The sequence below is a fragment of the Kangiella sp. genome, from assembly GCF_048265365.1.
GTDB lineage: Bacteria > Pseudomonadota > Gammaproteobacteria > Enterobacterales > Kangiellaceae > Kangiella.
In genome coordinates, this window is the sequence record NZ_JBLXBT010000001.1 from 1685532 (window position 1) to 1708069 (window position 22538).

Annotated in this window: 19 protein-coding genes and 1 pseudogene; 17 read left to right on the plus strand and 3 right to left on the minus strand. The window is 43.6% G+C overall.

Translation table 11 applies throughout. The annotated features are described in order from the left end of the window. Nucleotides 1-66 precede the first annotated feature (66 nt). Together trhA and ACN0VI_RS07830 are read left to right on the plus strand one after the other, a co-directional pair. Nucleotides 67-762 (plus strand): PAQR family membrane homeostasis protein TrhA, encoded by a 696-nt coding sequence (trhA, locus tag ACN0VI_RS07825; RefSeq protein ID WP_417446349.1) that lies wholly within the window; start codon nt 67-69, stop codon nt 760-762. Between the two features lie 92 nt (nt 763-854). After that, nucleotides 855-2315, plus strand: coding sequence for a diguanylate cyclase (locus ACN0VI_RS07830; RefSeq protein ID WP_417446350.1), 1461 nt, complete (start codon nt 855-857; stop codon nt 2313-2315). A 70-nt stretch (nt 2316-2385) separates the two neighbouring features. On the opposite strand, the gene ACN0VI_RS07835 is transcribed toward ACN0VI_RS07830, so the two are convergent. Continuing rightward, nucleotides 2386-4263: a M2 family metallopeptidase gene (locus ACN0VI_RS07835; protein WP_417446351.1), complete on the minus strand. Its 1878-nt coding sequence runs from the start codon at nt 4261-4263 to the stop codon at nt 2386-2388. A 215-nt stretch (nt 4264-4478) separates the two neighbouring features. Between ACN0VI_RS07835 and nagZ the strand changes: the two genes are divergently transcribed. Then, the gene (gene nagZ, locus ACN0VI_RS07840) at nt 4479-5483 is read left to right on the plus strand and encodes a beta-N-acetylhexosaminidase (protein ID WP_417446585.1); all 1005 of its coding nucleotides are present in this window, start codon (nt 4479-4481) and stop codon (nt 5481-5483) included. A gap of 25 nt (nt 5484-5508) precedes the next feature. Further along, on the plus strand, nt 5509-5850 hold the full coding sequence (locus tag ACN0VI_RS07845) for a DUF2288 domain-containing protein (RefSeq protein WP_417446352.1): 342 nt from the start codon (nt 5509-5511) through the stop codon (nt 5848-5850). A 163-nt stretch (nt 5851-6013) separates the two neighbouring features. Here the strand turns inward: ACN0VI_RS07845 and ACN0VI_RS07850 are convergent, their stop codons facing one another. Next, on the minus strand, nt 6014-6304 hold the full coding sequence (locus ACN0VI_RS07850; protein WP_417446353.1) for a hypothetical protein: 291 nt from the start codon (nt 6302-6304) through the stop codon (nt 6014-6016). A 137-nt stretch (nt 6305-6441) separates the two neighbouring features. Between ACN0VI_RS07850 and ACN0VI_RS07855 the strand changes: the two genes are divergently transcribed. Together ACN0VI_RS07855 and lolD are read left to right on the plus strand one after the other, a co-directional pair. Beyond that, nucleotides 6442-7686 (plus strand): lipoprotein-releasing ABC transporter permease subunit, encoded by a 1245-nt coding sequence (locus ACN0VI_RS07855; protein WP_417446354.1) that lies wholly within the window; start codon nt 6442-6444, stop codon nt 7684-7686. Further along, nucleotides 7679-8365: a lipoprotein-releasing ABC transporter ATP-binding protein LolD gene (gene lolD / locus ACN0VI_RS07860; RefSeq protein ID WP_417446355.1), complete on the plus strand. Its 687-nt coding sequence runs from the start codon at nt 7679-7681 to the stop codon at nt 8363-8365. The genes ACN0VI_RS07855 and lolD overlap by 8 nt, the downstream gene beginning before the upstream one ends. A gap of 374 nt (nt 8366-8739) precedes the next feature. On the opposite strand, the pseudogene ACN0VI_RS07865 reads toward lolD, so the two are convergent. Then, nucleotides 8740-9246 (minus strand): annotated as a pseudogene (locus ACN0VI_RS07865) (DUF2062 domain-containing protein); the annotation flags it as partial. Nucleotides 9247-9292: 46 nt separating this feature from the next. Here ACN0VI_RS07865 and ACN0VI_RS07870 point away from each other — a divergent pair. The 11 genes from ACN0VI_RS07870 to ACN0VI_RS07920 all read left to right on the plus strand — a co-directional run bounded on the left by ACN0VI_RS07870 (nt 9293) and on the right by ACN0VI_RS07920 (nt 22440). Then, nucleotides 9293-11635: a DNA internalization-related competence protein ComEC/Rec2 gene (locus ACN0VI_RS07870; RefSeq protein ID WP_417446356.1), complete on the plus strand. Its 2343-nt coding sequence runs from the start codon at nt 9293-9295 to the stop codon at nt 11633-11635. Between the two features lie 114 nt (nt 11636-11749). Next, nucleotides 11750-13372 (plus strand): P-loop ATPase, Sll1717 family, encoded by a 1623-nt coding sequence (locus ACN0VI_RS07875; protein ID WP_417446357.1) that lies wholly within the window; start codon nt 11750-11752, stop codon nt 13370-13372. Nucleotides 13373-13756: 384 nt separating this feature from the next. After that, a complete protein-coding gene (locus tag ACN0VI_RS07880) occupies nt 13757-14410 on the plus strand; it encodes a MotA/TolQ/ExbB proton channel family protein (protein ID WP_331892845.1) in 654 nt (217 codons plus the stop codon). 46 nt (nt 14411-14456) lie between these two features. Continuing rightward, nucleotides 14457-14879, plus strand: a complete 423-nt coding sequence (locus tag ACN0VI_RS07885) for a biopolymer transporter ExbD (protein WP_331892844.1) — start codon at nt 14457-14459, stop codon at nt 14877-14879. Nucleotides 14880-14886: 7 nt separating this feature from the next. Next, nucleotides 14887-16635, plus strand: a complete 1749-nt coding sequence (gene msbA, locus ACN0VI_RS07890) for a lipid A export permease/ATP-binding protein MsbA (protein WP_331892843.1) — start codon at nt 14887-14889, stop codon at nt 16633-16635. A 23-nt stretch (nt 16636-16658) separates the two neighbouring features. Beyond that, nucleotides 16659-17624, plus strand: coding sequence for a tetraacyldisaccharide 4'-kinase (gene lpxK, locus ACN0VI_RS07895; protein WP_417446358.1), 966 nt, complete (start codon nt 16659-16661; stop codon nt 17622-17624). Then, nucleotides 17614-17799 carry a Trm112 family protein gene (locus ACN0VI_RS07900; protein ID WP_331892841.1) on the plus strand — a complete coding sequence of 62 codons (186 nt, stop codon included), beginning with the start codon at nt 17614-17616 and terminating at the stop codon, nt 17797-17799. Before lpxK ends, ACN0VI_RS07900 begins: the two co-directional genes overlap by 11 nt. Further along, the gene (gene kdsB, locus ACN0VI_RS07905; RefSeq protein WP_417446359.1) at nt 17789-18559 is read left to right on the plus strand and encodes a 3-deoxy-manno-octulosonate cytidylyltransferase; all 771 of its coding nucleotides are present in this window, start codon (nt 17789-17791) and stop codon (nt 18557-18559) included. The genes ACN0VI_RS07900 and kdsB overlap by 11 nt, the downstream gene beginning before the upstream one ends. A 5-nt stretch (nt 18560-18564) precedes the next feature. Beyond that, nucleotides 18565-19050 (plus strand): low molecular weight protein-tyrosine-phosphatase, encoded by a 486-nt coding sequence (locus tag ACN0VI_RS07910; RefSeq protein ID WP_417446360.1) that lies wholly within the window; start codon nt 18565-18567, stop codon nt 19048-19050. A gap of 73 nt (nt 19051-19123) precedes the next feature. Next, the gene (argS, locus tag ACN0VI_RS07915; RefSeq protein WP_417446361.1) at nt 19124-20890 is read left to right on the plus strand and encodes an arginine--tRNA ligase; all 1767 of its coding nucleotides are present in this window, start codon (nt 19124-19126) and stop codon (nt 20888-20890) included. A gap of 116 nt (nt 20891-21006) precedes the next feature. Then, the gene (locus ACN0VI_RS07920; protein ID WP_417446362.1) at nt 21007-22440 is read left to right on the plus strand and encodes an NAD-dependent succinate-semialdehyde dehydrogenase; all 1434 of its coding nucleotides are present in this window, start codon (nt 21007-21009) and stop codon (nt 22438-22440) included. The last annotated feature ends 98 nt before the right edge of the window (nt 22441-22538 follow it).

Genomic DNA, 22538 nt, shown 5'->3' on the forward strand with positions numbered 1-22538 from the left:
TATTGACCTCACGCTCAATGTCAGCGAAGATAGCGGCATCTGGTCGGATCTGAATAAAGGCACTACATGTCAAATAATCTAGAGCATTCCAAAGAGCACAATATTGCTCATTTGGACGTTGAGTTAACAGAGCATACTTACAGTATTGGTGAGGAAATTGCTAATGCCCTCATTCATGGGATCGGAGCACTACTGAGTGTGTCCGCCATGACCATGATGATCATGACTTCCGTGCAGCTCGACGATAACTGGAAGCTGGCAAGTTCAATCGTATATGGACTGAGCTTGGTGATTCTTTTCACCTCATCAACGCTTTATCATAGCTTTCAACCAGAATCTGTAAAAAAGCTATTCCAAACCTTTGATCATTGCGCCATTTACTTTTTAATTGCCGGCACTTACACGCCTTTTGTTCTGGTGAGTTTGAATGGTGTCTGGGGTTGGAGTTTATTTGCTGTGGTATGGAGTCTGGCGCTATTTGGCGTAATGTTTAAAGTGATGTTTAAGCAAAGATTCCCGAGAATGTCTTTAATCACTTACATCTTGATGGGGTGGGCGATTGTGGTTGCTGCAGGCGAAATGTTGCAAAAAGTTCCGGAGCCTGCATTATGGTTATTATTGGCTGGAGGCTTGTCCTATACCTTTGGTACCATTTTCTACGCTGCCGACAAGAAAATTCCTTATAACCACGCCATTTGGCATCTGTTTGTATTAGGTGGGGCGGTCTGTCATTTCCTTGCTGTTTATCTTTATGTGATTTAAAGCTGTTATCAAGCTTTGTGCAAAAAACATACAACTTTTGATTGTCTATCCATGTTCTATCAAGTACATTGACGGAACATGGATGGGTAGTTATGTTAATAAAATCATTCTTAACACAGTTTTATCAAAAAGGAAGTAGGGAATTAAGAGTAGGGAAACAAAGTACCACCCTTTACTCTATCGGTTTGCTTCTATTTTCAGCTCTCGCTTATTATGCCAGCGCTCGTTTTGGCATGAGCTTGTTCACGCTTTTTCCAAGCAATATTAGTTTACTCTGGTTGCCTTCTGGCATTGGGTTTTTGATGTGTCTGCATTGGGGCTGGAAGGCTGTGCCTCTGATTATTGTTTTGTCCTTTTACGTCAATTTACCTGGTATGGACATTAGCACGATCGCAAAACCAAAGATTCATACCCTAATAAGTGCGACCGCCGACGGTTTGCAAGGCTGGATCGCAATGCTGCTATTCAGAAAGTATTTGTCAGACGGAGTCGACAATCCTAAAGGGTTATCTAAATTCATATGGTGGGTTTGTGTCATTCCTCCATTTATCACTTCCATCATTATCACTTTAAATCTTTGGCAAGGTGGATACCTGGTAACACACCAGCTTGAAAAGTTCTTCATCAATTTGCTGCTTGCAGATTCTCTCGGCACTCTGATGGTGTATCAGGTTTATAACAGTCTGAAACTGGATCCTATTCAATTCAGAAAGCCTTCCATTGGCCTATGTGTCTCAGTTAGCCTGCTTGGTTTAATTTTCCTACTGGGCATGTGGCACTATCCCGCTATTTTTTATTTGATCCTGCCGGTTTTAGTCATAATGAGTTTTGAATTAAGACTATTGACGGTTGCCAGTATCAGTACCGTAGCTTTTATAGGTTTGATAAGCGCCACTCATTTTAATTTAGGACCTTTCGTTTCTTTAACTGACCAGGGCACTGCATTTGAACTGATGGCTTTTACATTTGCCTGTGTTATTACTGTGTTTGGTTTAGCCTTGCAGCAATACCAAATGCGCCTGGCAAAAGAATCAGGAGAGCGTTGGAAACTTGCTGCTGAACACGATGCACTGACAGGTTTGTCGAATCGTCGTGCTTTCATGCCAGCTCTGACCAAAGAACATCATCGTTCCATTCGATTGGGCCACAACTATTGTGCTGTTATTTGGGATATTGATGACTTTAAGGCAATTAATGATACTTATGGACATGACTTTGGAGATCACGTCTTGGTAGATCTGGCAAAAACTTTGCGAGATAGCTGTCGTGATATCGATTATTGCGCGCGTATCGGTGGCGAAGAGTTCGCCGTTTTATTACCGGAAACTGACCTTGATTCTGGTAGCAGCGCTATGGAGCGATTCAGGATTAAGGTAGCAGAAGAGACATTCATTGCTCCGGATGGAACTGAACATTCTGTAACTATCAGTATTGGTATCGCCTGTCTGGACGGACGAAGGATCAGCGAGACAGAATTGCTCGCAGAAGCAGATAAAGCTCTTTATCAATCCAAAGAACAGGGTAAAAACCAGACCAACTCATATGGTTGTTGATTGATTTTACTTAGACACCTGGTAAAAAAAAGGCGCCTGAAGGCGCCTTTTGTTATAACCGGATTAGTGATTACCAACCGCAGTTACGATCTTTGTTTTGCTCATCTAACCAGGTTTTCAATGGAGCATAGTACTCAAGTACAGCTGTTGCATCCATTTCACGCTGACCAGTCATGGCTTCTAAAGCATCTTGCCATGGACGGCTCGCACCCATCTCCAACATTGCATTTAACTTAGCACCAACTTCTTTGTTGCCGTAGAAAGAACAACGGTGAAGTGGACCTTCGTTGCCAGCCATTTCACACATGTCGCGGAAGAACTGGAACTGAAGGATGTGCGCTAAGAAATAACGCGAATAAGGAGTGTTGCCGGGGATGTGGTATTTAGCGCCTGGATCAAAGTCAACTTCGCTACGCTCAACTGCAGGAGCGATACCTTGGTATTCTGTGCGTAGATTCCACCAGCCTTGATTGTATTCAGCAGCAGGAACTTCACCGTTAAATACTTGCCAGCGCCATTTATCAACCATCAAACCGAAAGGTAAGAAAGCAACTTTATCCATAGCAGAGCGCATCAACAATGCGATATCCGCATCGGCAGCTGGCTCTTCTTCAATCAAACCAATTTGCTTTAAGTAAGCAGGAGTGATGGAAAGGGCTACAGTGTCTCCAATCGCTTCGTGGAAGCCATCGTTGGCACTACCTTTATAAAGCATCGGTTGATCTTTATAAGCACGTTGATAGTAGTTGTGACCAAGTTCGTGGTGCACCGTTTGGAAATCTTCTGCGTTGATTTCAGTACACATCTTGATACGGATATCTTCCTGATTATCAAGATTCCACGCGCTGGCATGACACTGAACATCACGGTCACGAGGTTTAACGAACAATGAACGTTCCCAGAAAGTATCAGGCAATGGTGCAAAACCTAAAGAAGAGAAGAAGTTCTCAGCAGTTTTGACCATCTTTTTAACCGCTTTCTCTTTCTCATTGTAGGTTACGACTTCGTGGTCAACACCATAATGCTGGCGAAGGATTGGATCCAGATCAACGCCTTTCGTTGCGCCTTCAGGAGCGACTAAGTCGTAGATATTACCCCATTGCTGAGCCCACATATTACCTAGCAAGTGCGCTGGAATAGGCTTGTCTAAAGCAACGATTTCATCGCCATATTCTTCGTTAAGCTCAGCGCGAACGTGACAGTGTAGTGCTTCATACAGTGGCTCAACCTGACCCCAGAGACGATCCATTTCATTGGCAAAATCATCAGCAGGCATGTCGTATTTAGAGCGCCACATAGCACCTGTATCTTTATAACCCAGTTCTTTTGAACCTTCGTTAGCGATTTCTACCATCTCTTGATAAAGCGGGCGCATTTTCGGAGAAATTGTACGCCAGCCTAACCAAGCTTCAAGTTGCTCCTGTGGATCACGAGAAGTACGTAGAACCTCACTTAACTGACCAAGATTACGATCATCAGGGCTTTTGCCTGTCGCGTAAATGCTGTCCAGCTCAGATGTGATCTCAGCCAATCGCTTGGTTTTTTCTGCATCAGATGGGGCAGGAAGGGTTAAGCCTAACTTGATCATTTCAAGCTTACGGTTTAAGTCATAAGGAAGCTCAAGATCATTGAACTGCTTTGCGCCATTGGCTAATTCAACACCTAGCTTGGTGTATTCTTCGCCAACTTTAGCGTTCAACTGAGTGGTATCGTGGGTCACAAAGTTTGCATTAACCCATGCAATTCTTGCGCCATATTCAGAGATTTCAGAAAGACGTTTTTCAGCGTCTGCAACGAATTTTTCAGCATCAGCAACTGTTACCTGAGTTTCAGTTTGCTGTGCTTCATTGGCTTGTTGCTTGTCAGCGCTTTCATCGCTACAAGCCGACAAACCAAGCAGTGCACCGAATAAAATGGCACTACTGACGGCACTTTTAATTTTCATCATAAACTATACCTTTAACTCCAAAGTGTGGTTGTTGGTCTTTATTGTCGGTAACCGACTGTTGGTAATTTTTTGCATAAATATTAACCTACCAGCGCAACATTATATCGGTTTTCGCTAATTTTAGAAGCAAGCAGTTATCTTGAAGCCTGTGATCGGTTACCATTGCACAGAATTGAACCGTATAACTAGCTGCTTAGGAGCTTGAATTAATGAGTATTGGCCCATTGATGCTTGATATTGAAGGATTGGAAGTGAATGCGCGTGAGCGTGATTTGCTGCAGAACCCTTTGCTGGGTGGCATCATTTTCTTCAGTCGTAACTATGCATCGCCACAACAGGTTGCTGAGCTAAGCCAGTCAATCCGTGAAATCGCAGCGAGAGACATCCTGATTGCGGTGGATCATGAAGGAGGGCGGGTTCAGCGTTTTCGTGAAGGATTTACTGCTATTCCGCCGATGGGCACGATTTTGCTTGAAAACCCTGAACATCAGCTCGCCAAGCGAAAAGCTTATCAGTGGGGCGCCATGATAGCGATTGAGGTTCAAGCAGTGGGCATCGACTTTAGCTTTGCGCCAGTGCTCGATTTGAATAAAAACATCAGTCAGGTTATTGGTGACCGAGCATTCTCAGGCAAAGTGGACGAGGTAATTGAATTAGGCCGCGAGTTTGTTCGTGGTATGAATGATTACGGCATGGCCGCCACAGCGAAGCATTTTCCGGGGCATGGCTCGGTGGAAGCTGATTCTCACATTGATATTCCGGTGGACGAACGGCCACGCGAGCAAATTATCGGCGAAGACATGCGTGTTTTTGCCGAACTGGCGCAGGACTATCAAGCAGTTATGCCTGCGCATGTAATTTATCCAGCGTTTGATAAACAACCGGCTGGCTTTTCTAGTATCTGGCTACAGGATATTTTGCGCAGTCAGCTTGGCTTTGACGGCGTCATATTCAGCGATGATTTGAGTATGAAAGGAGCCGAAGTGGTCGGTGGCTACTACCAACGCGCTGAAGCTGCGATTCAGGCAGGATGCGATATGGTGCTGGTGTGTAACCACCCCAAAGAAGGCCAGGAGCTAGCTGAGCAATTTGATTTTGACTGTGACCCCAAATCCGCCGAGCGCCTGGCGGCTATGAAAGGCAAAGCACTCAACTACTCGCTAACACGAGTGCAGGACAGCGATCAGTGGTTAAAACTCAACGACAATTTATTAGCATAACAACGAATACCGAAGATAAAACGATATGAGCAAAGAGAACCCAACCGAACAAAAAACAGACAGCTTCACTCAGCTGACACCCAAAGAAGAGCTGATCATGAAACTAAACGGCGAAACCGCCATAGTTGCCTGGAAAGAGATCGAACGCTTCTTCGCCAAAGGCAATTTGTTGCTGATAGAACAGGGCGTCGACCTGATTAATTGCGCCGCAGACCTATCGCTAGACAATGCAGAAGCCATAAAACCATTGATAGACTCAGAAAAAATCCAGCGCATGCCGATAGAATTCGTTAAAGAAAACTGCCAGCCAGAAACTGAATTCTGGTCAGTAGTGGTAGCGCCTTACGTATTGGCGCAGCTGAAGTAGCTAGTATCTGTTTCAATCGGCTCCAAACCTATAGGATAGGTTAGCTCTCTGCTCGTCACCCATCAATAGAACAAAAAAAGCCACTCAATCGAGTGGCTTTTACTTTCTGACTTAACAGGCTTACTTAGCAGGAGTCGTAATCTACTGACGCCTTACCTAATTCTTACCGATGATGAATGACGGTGTGAATAACGCGGTCATATTCAAAATAAACGGTAAAACCTGAATAAACCCATTTGGTGATTGGCGGGTCGCCTACTGGACCATGAACAGCTTGTGGTGAACCGAATTTTTGCTCAACGGATGCCTGAGTGATGCCGCTTTTGGGAGTTTCAATAGCAGCGCCGCTACCTTGTTCAGAAATTGGAACCCTAACTTCGTCGGCTTGAGCTGCGCCAACAAAAATAGCTAAAACTACAGAAAAGCTAATAGCTAACCCTTTTAATGCTTTCATCTTACGACCCCTTTAATCGTTATTTTCTCTAGAATATCAAAAAATTAGGTAACATTGCTAATAATTTTAACCGATAACTTGACTCCAAATTGTGAACCATTCAATATGACGCCAACTTTGTTTGACCAGATAAGCTGATGCGACTGCCATTCTCGTTATTTGTAGGGTTGCGCTACACCAGAGCAAAACGCCGCAACCACTTCATTTCTTTCATATCATTAATTTCCATGATTGGTATTGCCCTTGGGGTGATGGTTTTGATCACGGTAATGTCGGTAATGAACGGTTTTGAGCGTGAGTTAAGAGACCGCATCCTGGGTATGGCGCCGCATGTTCTGGTGCAGGGTTTAGGCGAACCGATTGATGATTGGCAGGCTCTCGAGAAAAAGGTCAAACAACATCCCGAAGTGATTGGTGCCTCGCCTTATGTCCAGACCGAAACCATGTTCCGTTTTCAGGGGCGTGAGCGTTTTGGCATGGTGCAGGGTGTTTTACCCCATAAAATCGGTGAAGTGTCTATCGTCAAAGACAATATGTACACTGGCTCATTTGATGACATTAAACCGGGTGAATATAACATTGTGCTCGGTGCATCTATTGCCAGAAGTTTGGGGCTTAATATTGGTGATAAAGTTTCATTACTGATCCTCAAGGAAACCCGCGTTTCTATGGCTGGTCTTAGCATGCGTGCTAAACGCTTCACGGTTACCGGAATTTTTGAAACGCGCTCGGAAGCAGATAAAAGTCTCGCCTTTATCCACATGGATGATGCCGCACAATTATTACGCCAGGAAGGCGTCTCAGCACTGCAATTGAAAACCAACAATGTAATGAATGTTTACGACATTAATTATCAGGTTAGCGATCTGCTGAATCATCAATATTTTGTGACAGATTGGACACGCCAACACGAAACTCTTTTCAACGCGATTGATATGGAAAAGAAGATCATGTTTATTCTTCTGACTTTTATTATCGCTGTTGCTGCATTTAATATCGTCACCTCATTAGTCATGCTAGTGACAGAAAAACAAGCCGACATTGCCATTCTAAGAACCCTCGGTGCAAGCCCGGGATCAATCCTGCGCATCTTTATGACCAGCGGTATCATCAACGGCTTAATCGGAACTTTGGCCGGGGTAATTCTCGGCGTACTGTTGGCCCTGAATTTGCCAGACATTGTTAACTGGGTAGAAACAGCCTTCGGTGTCAGTGTATTCCCGCAAGATGTTTATTTCGTTAACTTCTTACCAACAGAACTGATTGTTGAGGATGTGATTAAAATTGGTTTTTCAGCTTTTGCCATTAGTATTTTAGCGACCCTGTATCCTTCCTGGAAAGCATCCAAAACACAACCTGCGGAGGCTCTTCGTTATGAGTAATGAACATTTAATTGAAGTAGCGAACTTGAGCCGTGTATACGAAGATGGTGCTAGCAAAGTAACGGTTTTAGAATCTCTTAATTTGTCGGTTCAGCGTGGTGAGCAACTCGCCATTGTCGGTGCTTCAGGCTCAGGAAAAAGTACTCTACTGCATTTGATCGGAGCTTTAGATAAACCAACTGACGGTACAGTGCTGATTAATGGTCAGGATGTTCATAAGCTTAAGCCGAAAGCACAAGGCGAATTCCGCAATATGAATATTGGTTTTGTGTATCAATTCCATCATTTATTACCGGAGTTTACGGCGTTAGAAAACGTAGCCATGCCATTAATTATTCGCGGCATCAATCGTGACCAGGCTTATCGCAAAGCTTCTGCACTGATCGAGCGAGTAGGGCTGACCAATCGTGAAACCCATAAACCATCCGAGTTATCCGGTGGCGAGCGTCAACGAGTTGCCTTCGCCCGCGCCTTGTCTAATGAGCCAGTTTGCGTGTTAGCGGATGAGCCAACCGGCAACCTGGATCATGCCACAGCGTTAAGAGTGTATGACTTGATGTGCGAAATTAATCAGGAAATGGGCACCACTTTTATTACCGTGACTCATGACCTTGAATTAGCCTCAAAAATGCAACGTCAATTAAAACTTGAAGATGGCCATTTAATGGCAATTGAATAATTTGTTCAGAGTTAAAAAAAAGCCGCTCTGGTTAACGCCATGAGCGGCTTTTTTGTGCATCGTTCCTGACGCCCACTACAAAAGCAGTATCTCGCAGAATCTTCTCTTATGTATTCACTATAAGGTAAATCTATGCTCCAAACTGACCATAACAGAGTTTTAAAACTCTCGGATATCTCTTAGCAGAATCATGGTTAATCTCGTACAGAGTTAAACAACCAAGTTTGGCATAATCCTGCTCAATCGTTACGGTGGTCGTTATGCTCTTTGCGATAGGCTTCTTCAGCTGACTCAGAAGTTTTGTCCTCTTTATCTTCATCCTCTTTTTTAACGAGCTGATCAAGATGAAGAGTATGCAGTAGCCTTTCTTTCCATCGTAGTTGTCGAGCTCTCCAGGCGCGAACAACGTGGAAGCGCCAGAACAAATTAATAGTGTGGTAACCAATAAAGGACAGGGTGCCTCCACAGATAAGGCAACCTAGCAGGAATGGTTTCCAGATATGAATCAGTTCAGATTGAAGCCATGCAAAGCTGAGTTCGAAAGAAAAGTCATTGGGTGGAACGCCGAGAATCCAAGCGCCAACTTTATAGGCGAAATAGAACATCGGTACAATAGTGATTGGATTGGTGATCCAGCAGAGCACAACTGATATTGGCAAGTTAACTCTAAAGTAAATGGCCAATGCTGCTGCAACAACCATCTGGAATGGAATGGGCAAGAAGCCACAAAACAGACCCACCGCAAAAGCCCCGGACGCACTGTAGCGGTTGAGGTGCCATAAACCCGGATCATGAATAAAATTACCGAAAACTTTCATGTAGCGGCTTTCTTTAATCTTTTTATGATCGGGCAAATATTTTTTAAAAATTTTGCGGGGCATTAATTACCACTTAACACTTTATAACACAGGATAAGGACTATCCCTCATGTTGACATGGACACTGGCATTCTTGGCAGGTTGTTGCTCTATACTGTTCATTCCAAGCTTATCGTTTAACGCCACAGTCTTATCAACGCTTCTATTGATACTCGCAGTTATCGGTCTGTTGGTAACTGCTAAAGCCATCCTAACAAATCTACCAACAGGTGTTAAAACGCTTCTGCTAGCAGTTGGAGGCTGTTGCCTTGGAATTGTTTGGACTTGCAGCAACGCTTATTGGCTATTACAGCGCCAAATACCGGAGCCCTTTAACAATCAGGCGCACATTATAGATGCCGAGGTTATTGAATTACCAGCTATTTATCCCGAGTACTGTCAGTTTACAGCCCGAATCCAGAAGGCCAATGAATTTAACCTGTTAGGCAGGGTTATTCGACTAAAGTTCTATCAATCTGAATGTCCTTTCAGATTAGGTCAAGTATGGCAAATGCAAGTTAAGCTCAAACCCATCCATAGTCCGGTCAATATGGCGGGTTTCGATCTGGAGCGCTTCTATTTTGAAAATGGTTTCGATGCTCGCGGCTACGTTCGCACAGACTGGCTTGAACTGAAGTCCGATAGCGGCAACCCAATCCATCAATTCAGGCAATATACTCATCAACAGCTAAGCCAACTGAATCATGCCGGAACTTTTCAGGCATTACTGATTGGTGAAAAATCATCGATCACGCATCAGCAGAGAGAAGTTCTACAAAAGCTTGGATTAAGTCACTTGATAGCCATCTCTGGATTGCATATCTCGATCATTGCCGGCGTCAGCTTTTGGTTGATTAGCTTTTTATGGGGGAGGGCGGCAGGCTTATCGATTGGCAGAAAGTGGTCACCGTTTCAGGTGGGTTTGATTAGCAGTTGTCTCGTAGCCTTTTTATACAGCGCGATGGCTGACTTTTCGATTCCAACGGTTCGCGCTTTAATCATGTGGTCTGCTGTTGTTTTGGCGCTGTTGCTACAAAGACGCTCAGCCTTTTATGACGGATTGGTTTGGTCATTGCTATTGGTGTTGCTGATATTCCCGCTCAGCGTTCTATCCGCCAGTTTCTGGATGACTTTTATAGCCGTTGTAGTCATCAGCTTAATGTTGATGGGAAGAACACAACAGGCCAAAGGCTGGGAGCATAAGCTAACACTATTGATAAAGCTGCAACTGGCAATCACCTTAACACTCGCCATACCTTCATTAGTCTATTTCCAGAAAGCCAGCTTCCTCGGGATGGCCGTCAATATCATCATGATTCCGCTGTTCAGTATTATCCTGCTGCCGACTATATTCCTGAGTTTTGTATTAAGTCTACTAGGAGTGAATTGGCCATTAAAACAGTTCGATAACTTAGTCGGCTATTTCTTTCAATACAGTGAACAGGTTATTCAAACCATCGCTCTAGACAATGTCTCCCTGATCTTCATCAATGCACAAATCCCCATCTTTATCGGTATAGCCATTTTCTTTGTGCTGCTACTGTGTTGGATACCTCTATCAAAGATTAAAACCCCATTGATCACTTTCGCGCTATTGATCAGCTCAATCATGCTGGTGGGGCAAAAACTGGATAAACAATTATCAGAAAATAAATGGTCAATCGAAATCTTCGACGTAGGGCATGGGCTGGCAGTTTTGCTACACAAAAACGACCACGCCATACTTTACGACACAGGCTACGCCAGCCCCGGCTCAAGCGCCGTATCCAGTTACATCATTCCCAGCCTGAAAACGCTAGGCATAAAAAAAATTGATACCTTGATATTAAGCCACAAAGACAATGACCATGCAGGTGGAGTTAATGAACTACTTGATAATTTTCCTGTTAATCAAATTATCGCTGACTCCTGGTACGACAAACCCAGCCAACCATGCGAAGTAGGGCAGTTCATACAACTCGAAGGTGCAAAGCTAGAGTTTTTCTACGGCGAACAAAACGCCGTATCTGATAAACCTAATAACCAATCCTGCGTGGTAAAAATTACCATCAATGATTTTAGTTTGTTAATACCCGGCGATATCGAACAAGACGCAGAGTTCCTGCTAGCCAGCAGCGAAGACTTTGAAAAGCTCAAAGCTGATATTTTGATAGCACCGCACCACGGCAGTAAAACCTCCTCAACTTATCCCTTCATCAAACGCGTTGATCCCGACATCGTCATCTACACCAGCGAACTCTACAGTCGCTATCCGATCCCACACCCCAGTGTTTATAAACGCTATCAGGAATTCAATATAAAAGCCGAACACTCAGGCTGCGCAGGCCAAATAACCATTAATCCTTATGACCGAACCAGCAAACGCTGGCGAGAAGAGCATAAGGTGTGGAGGAAGGAAGTTTGTGAGGTTTGAGAGAAAGTAGACTATTAAGAAATAAGAATGTAGTCTGATATCTATTAATTGGTAAATAATAGTTGCAACAAGCGTAAGGCTCTTTCAGATCAGAGTTATACACAAGGAAATATAATGTTAAAAATTGAAAATTTAAAATTAGGCTTTAGTGATGCAGAAAACTACAAGCGGAGGGAGAATAAAGAACTTCTCAATCATTTATTTCTTAGAACGTCCTCTTTGGAAAAATTATGCTCTCCCTCTACTACTTTTTTGGTTGGGGAAAAAGGAACTGGTAAAACAGCATATGCAGTTTATATGTCCAATAATTCATACGAAGATAATCTCTCATCGCTGCGATATATAAGAGAGACAGAGTATCAAAAGTTCATTACCCTTAAAAATGAAAAACATTTAGATCTTTCAGATTATAGCTCCATCTGGAAAGTGATTATATATTTACTCTTATCAGAACAAATATATCAGAGTGAAGGAAAAGATGGGTTATTCAAAAGGTTTAGTAAGTTTCAAGCTCTTCATGATGCTATTCAAGAGTATTATCTTCACGCATTCTCCCCAGAAATCATACATGCGTTACAATTTGTGAGAGAGTCTAAGCTCGTAGCGGAATTGCTTACAAAGCATGCGAAGGCTAAAGGTGAACAAACAGAAAATGTATCCTTTAGCGAGTCTCGGTTCCAAACAAATTTGCTATATATACAAAAGAATTTTGAGCAAGCTATCAGTTCAATTAAACTTAATAAGAGCCATATTCTTTTTATTGATGGAATTGATATTAGGCCATCAACTATTCCATTTGATGAGTATTTAGAGTGCATTAAGGGGTTGGCAAATGCAGTATGGGAGATTAATAATGACTTTTTCCCTAGCATTAAAGACTCAAAGGGAAGACTGAGAGCTGTCCTCTTAGTACGCCCCGATATCTTTGCTTTATTGGGTCTTCAGAACCAGAATACAAAGATACGAGATAACTCCGTTTTATTGGATTGGAGTACTACGTATAGAGACCATCGCTCTAGTGATTTATTTCTGGTGTCAGATCAAATATTAAAATATCAGCAAGATAAATCGAAGAAATTAAACGTTGGCGACTCATGGGATTATTATTTTCCATTTGATACGCCAAATTTAATGACGCGGTTTGAAAAACCATCTTCTTTTGTTAGTTTTTTACGGTTTGCACTCTATCGACCTAGAGACATCGTTACAATGCTTTCAATGCTACAAGAAACATTTGTGAAAACATCAAAAGATAAGAATAGGTCATTTTCGCAAGATGATTTCGAGCAAAGTGCATTTAGACGAAATTATGCTGACTATTTACTCGGAGAAGTAAAAGACCAGCTAGCTTTTTACTATGGTGATGATGAATATGAGAACTTTCTTAAGTTTTTTGAATTCTTGGATGGAAAGAATAAATTCAGTTATGAACAATATATTCAAGCTTTTAAGAACCATCAGGCATATTTAAGCCAAGTTAATGATAAAATACCAAGATTTATGTCTACTGCACCTGATTTTCTTCAATTTCTCTATGATCTAAATGTAATATGTTTTATTGAGAAAACTGAAGAAGGAAAACCACATATTCACTGGTGTTTTAGAGATCGAACTTACTCAAATATTTCTCCTAAAGTAAAGTTGGAAGAAACCTATGAGATCTTTTATGGCATGTCAAAAGCGTTAAATACAGGCAAAAAGTTTTCTCGAAATTTGACAGGATCTGAGTCTGATTGACTATCTAAAGTTTTGGATACACACGACAAGGAATTAATGGGGCTTTTTTGTAGGAGCCCCCTAGGGCAGGGTCTGCGTCGAGGCGCGCCGCTTTGAAAGATCAAGAGCAGATTCTGATTTTCATCAGAATGACAAACCTTTGAGTTTGCTCCTTTGGTTACACATACAATTCCAACCTACTAATTCCCCTTAACCACGTCACAGTTGCGTTTAATTAGCTCTTGCTCTTAATGGGCGTCTACTGCAAAATGGTTCGGTTCCTAATTTTAGAATTGTTTGTTTTTCAATCAATTAGGCCGGTTGGCCGATGTAAACTATAAGCTGGCAATAAGATGATGATAAGCCAGTGATTTATTAGACTATTTTTAATGACAGAGGGGAGATATGCCTTTATTTGCTACCTCAAGCGGCATGTTGTTTGATCTGCTTATAGCCGGTAGTTGGACGATGATTCCAATTACGCTGTGTTCCTTGATTGCTATGGGGATTATCGTTGAGCGCTTTTGGAGCCTTCAACGTAACCGTATTTTGCCGAAGCACCTGGTTGCTCAGGTTTGGACCTGGATTAAGAATGGTCAATTTGATAAGACCAAGATGCGCGACCTTAAGAATAGCTCTGCATTAGGTGAAGTCTTAACCGCTGGTCTATTGAACCATCAACATGGTCGTGCGGCGATGAAAGCCAGTATTAACGAGGCGGGGCGTGCGGTTGTGGTTCGTCTGGAACGTTTCCTGAATACTTTGGGTTCTATTGCTCTGGTGACTCCTCTGTTAGGTCTTTTAGGTACCGTTATTGGTATGATTCGTGTGTTTACGGTGATTCGCGTCGAAGGTGTTGGTAATGCTGATGCTTTAGCGGGCGGTATCTCGGAAGCTCTTATCACGACTGCTGCCGGTATGGCTGTGGCGATTCCAACTCTGGTTATGCACCGTCATTTTAGTCGTCGCGTTGAAGAACTGGTCAGTGAGATGGAGCAAGAAGCTTTGAAGATGGTTGATGTGCTTCATGGCGAACGCGAAATTTTTACTGGCAACTAACCCTGGTAATGAATAAGTTTTGTAACGAACGGGCCTTGTAAAGAATATGTGGCAAAACAAGAAAAAAGAAGAGTTGCAACTGAATCTGACACCACTGATTGATGTGGTGTTTTTGTTGCTGATTTTCTTTATGATCTCGACCAGCTTTAAGAAAGAAACCAAAATCAGTCTGGATTTACCGGAAGCCAATGGCGAAATCGCTGAAAAGCTGCCTGAGGTCATCGAAATTAGTATCAATAAGGATGGCGAGGTGTTTGTTAATGGCGAGGGCTTGATTAATCGACAGCTAGAGACTATAAAGGACGCCATTACGCAGGTAGCCAATGATCCTGCTACGCCGCTGGTCATTAATGCAGACGCGCAAGCGCCTTATCAATCGGTGATTAGCGTTATGGACGCAGCAGGACAAGTAGGTTTTAATAACCTGACACTGGCTACGCAACAACCTAAATCGGATACTCAAGATTAGTCGACTCATGACTGAACCAAAAAATTACACAGGCTGGGAAATTTATAAACGCCTGTTAGGCTTCACCAAAAAATACAAAACGGTATTTATCGTTGGTGTGGTCGCGAACATTCTCTTTGCCCTGGTCGAAACCTACTTTGTTAACTCGATTAAATACCTGATTGATGATGGTATTAAAGCGCGTGACAGCTATTTCCTACTGGTCAAAACGCCGCTGTTTATTATGGCCGCAATCGTGCTGCGCGGGATTTTTAATTTCGTTTCCGTGTACTGTATGGGCTGGGTGGGTCGCAAAGTGGTGCAAACCCTGCGCGAACAGCTTTACGAGCACTTTGTGCGTCAGCCGACTGAATTCTTTTCCAAGCGCGCTCCCGGCAATCTTCTATCGACACTGACCTTTAATACTGAGCAGGTTGCGGTTGCTAGTTCCGACGCGATTACTTCTGCGTTACGTGCTGGTGGCACCATTCTATTCATCATCATCTTTATGGCACTGACCAGTTGGCGTCTGACGCTGTTTTTATTCATCCTGGTACCGATTGTTGGCTGGGTGATTAAAGTCAGTGCACACCGTCTAAAAAAAGTCAGTGGCAGTATTCAAAATGTGGTGGGTGATGTTACCCGTGCAGCGGAAGAGTCTATTAAAGCGAATCAGGTTATCAAGATTTTCGGTGGCACTGAGCGCGAAATTAAAAACTTTAAAAAACAGGCCAATCGCAATCGTCAGCAGGATATGAAACTGATTGCGACTAAGGGTATTGCTTCGCCGGTTATTCAGGTAATCGCTGGCATTGGTTTTGCGGCGATCATGTATTTCGGTAGCCTTGAGATGCTTGATGACCGAATTACCGAAGGTGAATTGATTTCCTTTATTACCTTGATGGCAATGATTTTGCGTCCGTTAAAAGAAGTCAGTAATGTTAATATGCATTTGCAGCGCGGTATTGCCGGTGCGCAAAGTGTCTTTGATATTTTAGACTTGCCGAATGAGCCAGACGAAGGCACTAAAATCATCGACAATGCCGATGGCTCCATCGAATTTAAAAACGTGACTTTCGGTTATAAACCAAACGAGCCCGTTCTCAATAACATTTCATTTAATGTACCAGCTGGGCAGTCGATTGCTCTGGTTGGTAAGTCAGGCAGTGGTAAAAGTACCATCGCGAGCTTGCTGCAACGTCTCTACAACATCAATGATGGCGAGTTATTAATTGATGGGATTCCGGTTAAAGAATTAACGCTCGATTCGCTGCGCAAGCAAATTGCCATCGTCTCGCAAAGCGTGGTGCTGTTTAACGATACTATTCGTCATAACATTGCTTATGGTCGTGTGGATGAAGTGTCGGATGAGGACATTATTACAGCCGCTAAAAACGCCCATGCGTGGGAGTTTATCGAGAAGTTGCCAGAAGGTTTGGATACGGTGGTTGGTGATAATGGCGTAATGCTTTCCGGCGGTCAGCGCCAGCGTATTGCGATTGCCAGAGCCATGCTGAAAGATGCGCCGATTCTCATTCTGGACGAGGCAACCTCAGCACTTGATACTGAGTCTGAGCGATACATTCAAGAAGCGCTTGAAGAACTGATGAAAGATAGAACTACGGTTGTCGTGGCGCACCGATTATCAACCATCGAAAGTGCTGATCGTATTCTAGTATTAAAAGACGGCGTTATTATCGAGTCAGGAAGTCATCAGGAATTGCTTGATAAAAATGGTGAATATACTCGTTTATATCAAATGCAATTTAGTGAATAAGTCGCAAATAAACAGGATAGGGCATGGCCATTTCCAAAAGCCAACAGTTTTTTGAGTCATTGTGGTACCGCAAAACTGTCTGGTGGCTTTGGGTGTTTTGGCCATTCCATTTATTGTTAAGACTGATCGTTTGGCTACGCCGTTCCTTTTATCGAAAGGGGCTTTTTAAATCAACCAAGCTCAAGACTCCCGTCATTGTTATCGGTAATATCACTGTTGGTGGCACCGGCAAAACTCCATTGGCCATTTACCTTATTGAGCTGCTCAAAAGTCAGGGCTATAAGCCTGGATTGATCAGTCGCGGTTATGGCGGCAACTCCGAGCATTATCCTTTAACGGTCACCGAATCAACGCCAGCTTCTGAGTCAGGTGATGAACCCTTTTTAATTCGTCGCAGAACACAAGTGCCGGTTATGGTTGATCCTATTCGGGCGCGTGGCGCACAAGAACTGGAAGCCTTGGGTTGCGATATTATTGTGTGTGACGATGGCTTACAGCATTACGCATTGCAGCGCGATATTGAGATTGTGGTGGTTGATGGTAACAGGCAGTTAGGCAATGGTTGGTTAATGCCTTTTGGGCCTTTACGCGAACCGCAATCACGTCTTAAGCAAGCTAATCACATTATTGTTAATGGCAAAGATATGGTGCTTGAGCCGAATTCGATTCAAGCCATTAATCATCACAATAGTGAATTGAAAGAGCCAATAACGGCTGTCGCAGCGATTGGTCATCCGGAGCGATTCTACAAGACGCTTGATAGCTTAGGCTATCAATTCGAGCGTCAATCCTTTCCCGATCACTATCAGTTCTCCAAACAAGATTTCGAATCATTTCAAGGCAGCATCCTGATGACTGAAAAAGATGCTGTTAAATGCCTGTCCTTTGCGGATGAGCGTTTTTATTTTTTACCGGTTAGCGCTAAACTGTCTAAACCGTTTTTGCAGTCGCTAATGGAACAGATTAAGGCTATTACGCATGAATCATAAACTTTTAGATGTTTTGGTGTGCCCAATTTGCAAGGGCGACCTGGTGTATAAGAAAGACAACAACGAGCTGATTTGTCGCTTCGATAAATTGGCCTACCCGATTCGAGACGATATTCCGGTGATGCTGGAAGAAGAAGCACGTAAAGTCTCTAGCGAGGAACTCGATGCACTTTAAGGATTTTATCGTCGTCATTCCGGCGCGTTACGCCTCGACTCGACTTCCCGGCAAGCCATTGGCAATGATTGGTGGCAAGCCAATGATTCAGCACGTTTACGAAAGGGCATTGATGGCCGATGCCAAGCAGGTTGTGGTCGCCACTGATGATGAGCGTGTAGAAAAAGCTGTAAAGCTGTTTGGTGGCGATGTCTGTATGACTCGAGAAGATCACGTTTCTGGCAGCGACCGCCTTGCGGAAGTCTGCGCAAAGTTGATGCTGAAAGACGACACTATTGTGGTCAATGTGCAGGGTGACGAGCCTTTTATTTCTCCCGAGAATATCCGTCAGGTTGCGGAAAATCTCAATCAGCACAAAGCCTTTCCCATGGCGACTCTATCAACGCCGATTACTGAGTCAGAAGAAGTCTTCAATTCCAATGTAGTCAAAGTGGTTGCAGACGAGCAGGGCAAAGCCTTGTATTTCTCACGCGCGCCAATTCCATGGCAGCGAGGTGCTTTCGAAGAGCAACGTGTCCAAGAAATTGAGCATTGCCAGCGTCATATCGGGATATATGCCTATCGTGCTGGTTTCTTAGCGGATTACGTCAAAATGGCGCCAGCCATGATTGAACGTATGGAATCTTTAGAGCAACTACGTGTCTTAGCTCATGGCTATTCCATTCACGTTGAACAGGCCAGTGAAGCGCCAGGACTGGGCGTTGATACCCAAGAAGACCTGGCGGCTGCTGAGCAATTTTATCGTAAACACAGACTTTAATTCTTATGGCTAAATTTTCAGTACTATTTGTATGTTTGGGCAATATTTGCCGTTCGCCAACTGCCGAAGGCATTTTCAAACATAAATTAAATCAAACCGAGTTAAGCGACTTGGTATTTGTCGATTCTGCAGGCACCAGCGCCCATCATGTGGGCGAGTCTCCCGACTCAAGGGCGCAACAAGAAGCTAAACAAGCGGGCTATGACTTGTCCTTTATTCGCTCGCGGCAGGTCAGAGACGTTGATTTCCATGAGTTTGATTTACTGGTGGCGATGGACGACTCCAATTTTTACAACTTGAAAGACCTTGCACCTGAGCCTGAATATCACGACAAGATTAAGCTGTTTCTGGCTGACTATGCGCCGCATTTACCTAAGCGAGAAGTTCCCGATCCCTATTATGGTGGCAAGCAAGGCTTTGTTGAGGTTATCGAGCTGATAGAAGCCGCCAGCGATGGCCTGATAGAGCAATTAAGGAAAATACACCAATAATTCCCTCAATCCGTGGCATGCACTGCTCAAGCAGGTATAATAGCGCCAATTTTTTCAACGATCGTAAATCAATATGCTTGTATCTATCGAACACCAACTGAGCCAACTCTTTGCCGATGCATTTGAGAGCCTTGAATTGCCACGAAACCTTGGCGATGTGCAACGCTCGAATCGCCCTGACTTGGGCCATTATCAATGTAACGGCGCCATGGCTGCTGCAAAGTTAGGTGCAGGCAATCCTTTTGTGACTGCTGAGAAAGTCGTCGCGGCCTTGGCAGAGAACTCCCTGATTGAAAAGTTGGATGTTGTTCGTCCGGGTTTTATCAACGTATTCGTCAATGCAGAGTCTTTGGCTAAAACGCTTGAAACTTACGGTTCAGACAAAACTTTCGGCAGTTATGAAGACAAGTCTGACTGCAAAGTGATGATCGATTTTGGTGGTCCAAACGTTGCAAAATCAATGCACGTTGGCCATTTGCGTACAGCGATTATTGGCGATTCATTACAGCGTATTTTTCGTTTTAAAGGCTACCAGGTTGTTTCCGACGCCCACCTGGGCGATTGGGGCACACAAATGGGCATGCTGATTGAAGGGTTGAAAAAGCGTCAACCTGAACTGGTTTATTTTGATGCCGAATTCACTGGCCCATATCCCGAAGACTCTCCAGTTACCATTCAAGATTTAGAAGAAATCTACCCGCAAGAATCTGGTTTGTGTAAATCCGACGACACTGCCGCTGAAAAAGCACGTCAGGCTACGCTTGAATTACAGAACGGTCGCCCGGGTTATCGCGCCTTGTGGAAACACTTCGTTAATGTCTCGGTCGCAACGCTAAAGCGAGACTATGGCGAGTTAGGTGTCAGTTTTGATTTGTGGAAAGGTGAAAGTGATGCTGATCCATTTATTGGCAAAGTGATACAAGAACTTGAAGAGAAAAGTTTAGCCGTTCGTGACCAGGGTGCTTTAATCGTTCCGTTTAAAGACGAAAATGATGAAGCTGTCATGCCACCACTGATCTTGCGTAAGTCTGATGGCGCAGTCATGTATGGCACAACCGACCTGGCAACCCTGTATGAGCGTATTTATGAAGATCATGCCAACTTGGTGTTGTATGTGGTCGATGGTCGTCAACAACAGCATTTTAAGCAGGTATTCGCTGCTGCCGATTTAATGGGTATGAACACCAACACGGCTTATGAGCATACTTATTTTGGTACTGTGAACGGTAAAGACGGCAAGCCTTTTAAGACTCGCTCTGGCGGCGTGATGAAGCTGCATGACCTGATTCAAATGGCTAAAGAAGAAGCACGTAAAAAATTAGCCGCTAGCAACTTCGGCACAGAATTTAATGACGATGAAAAAGAAGAAATCGCGCATAAAGTGGCTATTTCGACACTTAAGTTTGCAGACTTAAGAAACTACCGGATTAAAGATTATATTTTTGACTTGGAAAAGTTCAGTGAATTCGAAGGTAAAACAGGCCCTTACTTATTGATGCAGGTTGCCCGTATTAAGTCTATTTTGCGCAAAGCAGAAGATGCTGGCGCTAAACCGGGTGAATTATTGCCGACCACTGAAAACGAATACGACTTAACCTTTGGTTTGCTCGATTTCCCTGTTGCGCTTGATAAAACGGTTGATAAGCGTGCGCCTCATTATTTGTGTGAGCATTTGTACAATTTGGCGCAGCAGTTCAGTTCTTTCTATCAGAAGCAGCACATTATGAATGAACCAGACAAAGCGCGTCAGGCCAGCTTATTACGTTTAAGCCAGATTTGCTTGGCTCAACTTGAGATGGGCTTAAATCTCTTAGGTATTGAAACACTTGAGCGGATGTAACAAGGTTCAATAGAGTTTAAACCTCGAATTCTTCACGCTGTTATGCAGTAACCCTTTGATTAATCATAAAGCTTCGTTAATATGGTTCCTTATGGAGCCATTTTTTTGGGAGTGTTATGAACGAATCATTATTGAAATCGAGAGCTTTTATCAATGGCCAATGGATTAAAACCGATAAACGTTTTCGGGTTGATGATCCTTTTGCTCAAGAGCTAATTGTCGAGGTATCCGACTGCGGTGAAAAAGAAGCCCAAGACGCTATTGATGCTGCACACCAAGCATTCAAATCTTGGAGCAAAACTACTGCTCAAGAGCGCTCTGATAAACTCCTGGCCTGGTATCAACTGATTCTTGATAACCTCGATGATCTTGCCGAAATACTGACCACAGAGCAGGGCAAGCCACTGCAAGAAGCCAAGGGTGAGATTCAATACGGCGCTAACTACATTAAGTGGTTTGCCGAAGAAGCTTTACGAGTCGATGGCGACATCATTCCTTCTCCCGATGGCGATAAGCAGATCCATGCAATAAAGCAGCCTGTTGGTGTTGTTGGTATCATTACTCCCTGGAATTTCCCCCAAGCAATGATTTCCAGGAAAGTTGCACCAGCTTTAGCTGCGGGTTGCACCGTGGTGATCAAACCAGCCGCGGAAACACCTTTATCAGCGCTGGCTATGGCCGAACTGTCACAACAAGCTGGAATACCTGATGGTGTTATCAATCTGGTGCCAACCAGTGAGGCCAGTGTTATTGGTGAAGCCCTAACTTCCAGTTTCAAGGTGCGCAAAATTTCTTTTACCGGCTCAACCAAAGTCGGAAAAATTCTCATGAGCCAGGCCGCGCAAAATGTTCAGCGCGTGACTATGGAACTTGGCGGTAATGCACCCTTTATTGTGTTTGACGATGCCGATATAGAGTCGGCAGTTGATGGGATTATGGCCAGTAAGTTTCGCAACTCTGGACAGACGTGCGTTTGTGCAAACCGTATTTTTATTCACGAGAACATCTATCAAACAGTGGTCGATAAGCTGGTTAAAAAAGTGGAGGCGCTTAAAACTGGTTCTGGACTTGAGCATAATGTTTCGATTACACCATTAATTAATCAAGCTGGCATAGATAAAGTGAAACGCCTGGTTAAGTCTGCTCGAGATGACGGCGCAAAAGTCATCGTCGGTGGCGGGGTTTCTGATAAGCATAATCAGATCTTTGAGCCAACGATTATGACAAATGTAAACTTTGAGATGGACATCGCTTGTGAAGAGATTTTTGGTCCTGTTTTGTCGTTGATTGCTTTTAGCAATGAAGCCTCTGTAGTGGAGCAGGCTAACGCCACTAAAGCCGGTTTGGCGGCCTATGTTTACACCGATGATAGACATCGCATTAAGCGTCTGAGTGAGCAAGTTGAGTCTGGAATGATAGGCTTCAATGAAGGAATAATTTCTAATCACATGGCGCCATTTGGTGGCGTAAAAGAGTCAGGAATGGGTCGAGAAGGCTCCAAATACGGTATCAGCGACTACTTAGACATCAAGTATTTGTGTATTAAATAGTCAAAAGTGGGTGAACTACACTAGCTAACTTGTTGAAAGTATAGTACAAAGAAGGTACGGGCTTTTTTGCGTTCGTACCTAATTTTCAAATAAGGAGT